General features: G+C 45.8%; 4 protein-coding genes. All 4 read right to left on the bottom strand.

Translation table 11 applies throughout. The features are described from left to right. Positions 1–220 precede the first annotated feature (220 nt). The 4 genes from Q0081_RS17500 to Q0081_RS17485 all read right to left on the bottom strand — a co-directional run bounded on the left by Q0081_RS17500 (position 221) and on the right by Q0081_RS17485 (position 6,640). A complete protein-coding gene (locus Q0081_RS17500; RefSeq protein WP_298355982.1) occupies positions 221–3,334 on the bottom strand; it encodes an efflux RND transporter permease subunit in 3,114 nt (1,037 codons plus the stop codon). A gap of 1 nt (position 3,335) precedes the next feature. Then, positions 3,336–4,448 carry an efflux RND transporter periplasmic adaptor subunit gene (locus Q0081_RS17495; protein WP_298355979.1) on the bottom strand — a complete coding sequence of 371 codons (1,113 nt, stop codon included), beginning with the start codon at positions 4,446–4,448 and terminating at the stop codon, positions 3,336–3,338. A gap of 253 nt (positions 4,449–4,701) precedes the next feature. Beyond that, positions 4,702–5,205, bottom strand: coding sequence for a hypothetical protein (locus tag Q0081_RS17490; protein ID WP_298355976.1), 504 nt, complete (start codon positions 5,203–5,205; stop codon positions 4,702–4,704). A gap of 28 nt (positions 5,206–5,233) precedes the next feature. Continuing rightward, entirely contained in the window at positions 5,234–6,640 is a 1,407-nt protein-coding gene (locus Q0081_RS17485) for a RagB/SusD family nutrient uptake outer membrane protein (RefSeq protein ID WP_298355973.1), read from the bottom strand. Positions 6,641–6,649 lie beyond the last annotated feature (9 nt).

Raw genomic sequence — 6,649 nt, 5'->3', positions numbered from 1 at the left:
TACTGCGCTCAAAACGGTGGATTAATTCCTGAAAGCCGGGCACTTCTCGGCCCGCACGATTGATAAGCTTGTTCTCATGCAGCTCATCAGAATTCTTTTTTTGTCATGATAAAGTTTAAGTTTAAATTGGCCTTAAAATTAAGCCTTTTGAAGAAATATAGCTACCGAAGGTTTTGTTCAACAGGGGCTTGCGAGAAAGGGGTATGGAATAACAGCACGGCTAAGCTTGTTCTGCCGCCAACAACTTTTTCTGAGCAATTTCGTCCGGATTCAACTTACGATTGCGCGATAAGTAAGAATAGATGGCGGGTATGATATAAAGTGTCAAAATCGTAGAAAACAACAATCCTCCTACCACCGAAATTCCCATGGAAACGCGGCTTTCGGAACCTGCACCTAAGGCCAGAGCAATGGGCAAAATCCCCAAAATAGCACACAAACTGGTCATCACAATGGGACGGAAACGGGCTGCCGCCGCTTCTGTAACGGCTTGCAATGCAGTGAGGCCGGTTTCCTTTCGTTGGTTGGCAAATTCGACAATCAAAATCCCGTTTTTGGTTACCAACCCGACTAAGGTAATGATTCCGATTTGACTGAAGACGTTGAGCGTTTGGCTAAAATCCCACAGGGATAACAGAGCACCGCAAACCGCCAACGGCACCGTAAGGAGAATAATAATGGGGTCGATGAAACTCTCAAACTGAGCAGCCAGAATCAAATAAATCAGCACCAACGCCAACGCAAAAGCGAAAAGCAAACTGGACGAACTATCTTTGAATTCTCGCGATTGTCCGTCTAAGGCAGTAGTGTAGGTTTCATCTAAGACTCCTTTTGCAATTCTGTCCATTTCTTCCAAGGCTTTTCCCAAAGTCACTCCTTTGGTTAAACCTGCGGTAACAGTAGCCGCCGAAGCACGATTAAATCGGAACAACTGAGGCGGGGAACTTTGCTCAGTTAGTTTTACAAAATTGTCTAACTGAATCAATTCGCCTCGGTTACTTTTTACAAAAAGAGACTTTAAATCCATTAAATCGTTACGGTCGGGACGGTCAATTTGGCCAATGACCTGATACTGTTTTCCGTTCATGAGGAAATAACCAAAACGCCGTCCGGAAAGACCCAACTGTAAGGTTTGGGCAATATCCTGAATCGAAACTCCTAAATTTTGAGCCTTATCACGGTCAATTTCAAGTCTGATTTCGGGCTTTGTAAACTTGAGATTAATGTCTGTTCCCTGAAACATCGGGCTTTCATTGACACGTTTCATCAACTCAGGAATCACCGCGCGAAGTTTTTCATAACTCGTTGCTTGTATTACGTACGAAACTGGGAAGTTGCTTGCTCCCCGTTGCCCCGTTTGAATTGTAGGGTCTTGAAGGACAAACGATTTGGCACCGGATATTTTCTTGATTTTGCCCTGAATCACTTCCGCAATCTCCATTTGAGAGCGCTGGCGCATTTCAGGCTCGCTTAACACCACCCGCACAAAGCCCGTATTGGTGGCATTGGTCGAAAATCCGGGGGCTGTAATGGTAATGAGTGCAGCGCGTTCATTTACTTTTACTTCATCTTCCACCACTTTGGCAAAGCCCTGTAGATAACGGTCGGTAAAATCAAAAGTAGCGCCTTCCTGCATGGTGAGCGAAACCCGAAATCCCCTGCGGTCTTCCATGGGAGCCAATTCGGAGGGGATGGCGTCGTATTTGAAGAGTAAGTAGATAACCCCAATAAATCCTGCCATCAATACCCACGCTAACCATCTTACCTGCATAAAACCTGTCAAAGAGGATTCGTAGGCATTGTTAAGCCACTTGAAGAAAGGCTCCGTAACTCGGTAAAGCCACGGCTGTTTGTGGCGAGTTTTGAGTAATTTGGAGCTGAGCATCGGGGTCAGCGTTAACGACACAAAGGCCGAAATAATCACCGAACCGGCGACCACAATCCCAAACTCGCGAAACAAACGGCCCGTTACTCCCTGTAAGAAAATAATGGGCAAGAACACAGCTGCCAACGTAACCGTGGTGGATATAATCGCAAAATAAATTTCTTTGGAACCCTCAATGGCTGCCTCCCAGGGGGCCATTCCTTCCTCGATTTTGGTATAAATATTTTCCAAAACCACGATGGCATCATCGACCACCAGACCGATGGAAAGAACGATTCCCAAGAGTGTCAACACGTTAATGGAGAATCCCATTATGTACATTAAGAAAAAAGTACCCACCAACGATACCGGAATGGCGGTAAGGGGGATAAGAGTGCTTCGCCAGTCACGGAGGAAAATGAAAATGATGAGAGCTACCAGAATGAAGGCCGTAATGATTGTTTCTTCCACTTCCACAATCGAACGCCGTACCGAGCGCGTATAATCGAAGCCAATGGCCGGAACTATATCCTGTGGTAATTCTTTTTTGATTTGCTCAAAACGTTTGTACACCTCATCCACAATGGCAATTTGGTTTGCCCCCGGCTGAGGTACTACCGCTACACCTACCATGGGAACTCCATCGCGGCGCATCAATGTACGTTCGTTTTCGGGGGCCAGTTCTGCACGACCTACATCCATGAATTTCACGACGCGGTCAGATTCTTCTTTGACAATCAGGTTATTAAACTCGTTCACGGTGGTTAAACGTCCCAGCGTTCTAACGGTCAATTCGGTAGTAGCTCCTTCAATGGTTCCGGAAGGAAGCTCAATATTTTGGCGAGTCAAGGCATTGAGTACATCAATGGCTGTGAGGCGATACGAAGCCAATTTAAGCGGGTCAATCCACAGACGCATGGCAAACCGTTTTTCTCCCCATATCTGAATGGAACTCACGCCCGGAATAGTTTGCAGACGCTCTTTGAGCTGACGTTCCACTACGTCGGTCAGTTCCAGCATCGAACGTTTATCACTTTTTACGTTCAGGAAGAAAATTGGGTTGGAATCGGCATCGGCTTTGGATACAATCGGCGGGTCAATGTCGCGTGGTAACAACCCCAAAGAGCGGGAAACACGGTCACGCACGTCATTGGCGGCCGTTTCCAAGTCAACTCCTAAATCAAACTCAACGGTAATGTTGCTGCGGCCGTCCCGGCTGGAAGAAGCCAGGGTCTTAATGCCCGAAATCCCGTTGATGGATTCCTCCAACGGTTCGGTAATCTGCGACTCAATGATCTCGGCGTTGGCTCCGGTATAGTTGGTAGCCACGTTGATAACGGGAGGATCCACACTTGGATATTCCCGTACCCCCAAATAAGAAAACCCAATCAGACCGAAAATGATGATAATCAGCGACATTACCACTGCCAATACGGGTCGCTGAATACTGGTTGTAGATAGTGAAGCCATGTTATAGTTGTTTGCTTGCTGCTGTTTTAATATCCACGTCGCCGCCCGGTTTCACCTGCAATATCCCGGAAGTTATGAGCGTGTCACCTACGTTTAATCCTTTGATAATCTCAATCGTTTTATCGTTGCGGGTTCCAATTTCTACCTTGGCTGATTCGGCTTTGTTATTCCGAACCACAAATACACTGTGTCCACTTAAATTAGGAATGACCGCCTCGGTAGGTACTACAATCGCGTTTGCTTTCGAGCTGAGTATGATTTCTACCCGTGCAAAAGAACCGGGAACCAGCTTTCGGGCTGAATTTGGGCTTGTGGCCCGGAGGGTAAGCGTACGAGTGCTGGGGTCAATCTTAGGTTCAACGGCGTAGACCGTACCGCGAAATTTCTCATCACCACTTTCAGTCGTAAACGTAATCGAAGTTCCTTTCCGAACGATAGTAGCGTATTTGGCTGGCACTGAAAAGTCCAATTTTGCAGGGTTGACGTTGGTAAGCGTCGCAATACGAGTGGCATTGTTGGTATAACTTCCTTCACTTACGTAACGCAAGCCAATGGTGCCGTCAAAAGGAGCCTTAATTACCGTTTTTGCAATTTGTGCTTTCAGATTGTCGATATCGGCATTGATACTGTTCAGATTCGTCAAACTGATGTCATAATCGCGCTGGCTGATGGCTTCTTTTTCGAGGAGCCGTTTTTGTCTTTCTTCGTTTACTTCTGCTAATTTTTTCTGATACACAAATTTTTGAAGTTGAGCCTGCAAATCCGCATCATTGATACGAATCAATACCGTGCCTTTCTTTACATAATCTCCTTCCCGAAAATTGATGGAAGTAATGCGTCCGGCTATTTCACTGCGGATTTCGACTTCTTCATTGGCGATAATGGTACCGGTAGAAAGTATTTTTTTTTTTTTTTTCTGATTGCTCACGACCATTATTTCAATGGGAGCGGGACCTCCTCCGCCTTTTGCGCCTGCACTGGCCGGGCCTTTGCCTGCTTCAGCGCCTTTTTCCGGTTTCTTGGATGTGTATTCTTTCAAGCGGGGGTAAAACGCTAATCCGGTAATTAATAAAATGACAATGACTGTTAAAATAGATTTTAAAGGCTTGCTCATTGATAAGGTAGTAGTGAGTAGTTAGGAGTGAGTGGCCGCCGCTGCGGTAGTCAATATAAAACCAGCAAGTTTCTTCAATCGTTCCTTACGGCAACAAGAGCCTCTTCACTCTTCATTTTACAGCATATTTAACAAAAAACGAGCGGTTTTACGGGGTGCCGCGACGAATTTGAGATATGTGTCGGCTAACTGAAACAAAAAAGCGACGCTTTCAGGGCGTCGCTTTAGATTGTTGAGATTTCTCTCGTGGGTATTACCTTCTGATATTTAGCGTGAACGTCTTGTAGTTTTCGCTGGGTTTTAGCTGGTCATTTCCAACAAGCGTCAATACTAATGGGTAATTCTGCGTGGCAGCTACTGTGGTTGGGATTCCTTCCAGTATTTCAAACTTCAGATAAGCCGAGCTGCTGTTGGCAGGAATGGTGACGGTGCCTTTGGTTTCAAGGATACGGTAGTTGATATTTTCTACTGCTGTACTCTTACTGGCATCAATGATATACCCTATCGAAGTAGCTTCGGCACGCTGCGCACCTACCAATTGAACCAAAATACTGTCTCTTTTGAGCAATTGACGGATAGTGCGTTGAGCTACTCCGTTGGAAACATTGTTGGTAGGTTGGGTAGCAAAACCAGCCCGTGGATTTTTGAATTCGACTACCGGGGCTAAATCATAAGTCCAAGTCGGATTTTCAAAGCACGAGCTCAGCGATAATGCCAACACGCCTGCCGTTAGAAAACAGATGAATTTATTTTTCATGTTTTTAAGATTTTAAATGAGCAGCCTATTAATAACCGCGATTTTGTTTCAGATTCTTGTTCAACTGCACTTGAGCTACTGGAAGCGGTGCCAAAATCCGAAAATCATCGTAAGGAACCACCGCCGAAAGGCTTGCTTTGGTGATGGTTTGACCACGGCGTTTTAAATCAAAGAAACGGTGGCCTTCCAAATACAACTCCAAACGGCGTTCGCGCATGATAGCGTCTATTAAATCTGCTCCTTTTACCGTAGCGGCTACGGGAGTTGCACTTGCCCGGGTACGGATACGGTTCAAATCTACCAGAGCCAAATCATCTTTACCAGTTGCGGCGTAAGCTTCTGCGCGAATGAGAAGTACTTCTGAAAAACGAATGACCGGAATGTTATCCGTAAACGGCCCTCTTGCCCCTGGGAATTTGCGGCTGAAAACCACGGCTTCACCGCCTTTTGTCGCTGAAAACATAGCTGAAGTACGGCGAATATCGGTAGCTTCATAAAGCGCCAACAGTTCATTGGTAGGTATAACGTCTGCCCAGTTTCCTGTGGTAAGATTTGTTGTTAAAGAGTGCATAGACTCATTTACCCCTAAACTTTCAGTAGCCTGAACATAGTTAATTTCAAAAAATGATTCAGGATTAGGTGCTGAAGTAAACGCCGAAGTATAGTTGGCACCCGTTACAAAAGTAGCACCGTTGGGCGCATCAATTGCTGCCGTTGCGTAGGTAATGGCATCGGCATATTTTTCCCAATACAAATAAACACGGGCCAAAAGGGCATTGGCCGCCGCTTTGTTTGCCCGGAAGCGATTGCCGGTAGCAGGGAACAACGAAATGGCTTCTTTCAAGTCTTTTTCAATCAACTGATAGGTTTCTTCAATCGTTGAACGAGATTTAAAGTCAGCCTTGGATACGTCGTCGGTGGGCTCAGTGCGCAAAATCAAACCCAGATTAGCTCCTCCTACGATTTTGGTAGGCTCATAGGCAAATACCCGTGCCATGTCAAAATACAGCAAAGCGCGAAGGAATAGAGCTTCTCCTTTGATTTGTGCTTTTTCGGTAGTGGTTGTATTGGCTCCGTCAATGCCTTTAATGATAAAATTGGCTTCATTGATAGCGGCATAGTTCGCCCAAAACTGTTGCATGTGGGCACTGGGGGCATTGACACGCTCGTTGAAATACCGGTTCGAATTGGTATTGGTCAAACGAACATTGTCTGCCATGATTTCGGGGGCAACCATCATCCTTGCTCCGTAATACGTGTTTGGCTGTAGTCGGTCATAGACCGAAATCAACAGCGAACGAACGCCGGTGATGTCTTTAAGTGCTACATCGGGACTGACCGACTGTTTTGGCGCAGTATCAAGCAGGTCGCTGCAAGAAGTAGCTACCAGTGCCGAAGCTGCCAAAAGTATATTTATAACTTGTTTCTTCAACATGTCTTTTAC

The organism is Runella sp., from assembly GCF_027484545.1.
Lineage (GTDB): Bacteria > Bacteroidota > Bacteroidia > Cytophagales > Spirosomataceae > Runella.
Note: the sequence above shows the minus strand (reverse complement) of the source record. Positions and strands in the feature narration are given on the sequence as shown.

Excerpts from the sequence above, each read along its gene's own strand:
- Q0081_RS17490 (WP_298355976.1), bottom strand. The coding sequence starts at position 5,205 with ATGAAAAATAAATTCATCTGTTTTCTAACGGCAGGCGTGTTGGCATTA.
- Q0081_RS17485 (WP_298355973.1), bottom strand. The coding sequence starts at position 6,640 with ATGTTGAAGAAACAAGTTATAAATATACTTTTGGCAGCTTCGGCACTG.
- Q0081_RS17500 (WP_298355982.1), bottom strand. The coding sequence starts at position 3,334 with ATGGCTTCACTATCTACAACCAGTATTCAGCGACCCGTATTGGCAGTG.
- Q0081_RS17495 (WP_298355979.1), bottom strand. The coding sequence starts at position 4,448 with ATGAGCAAGCCTTTAAAATCTATTTTAACAGTCATTGTCATTTTATTA.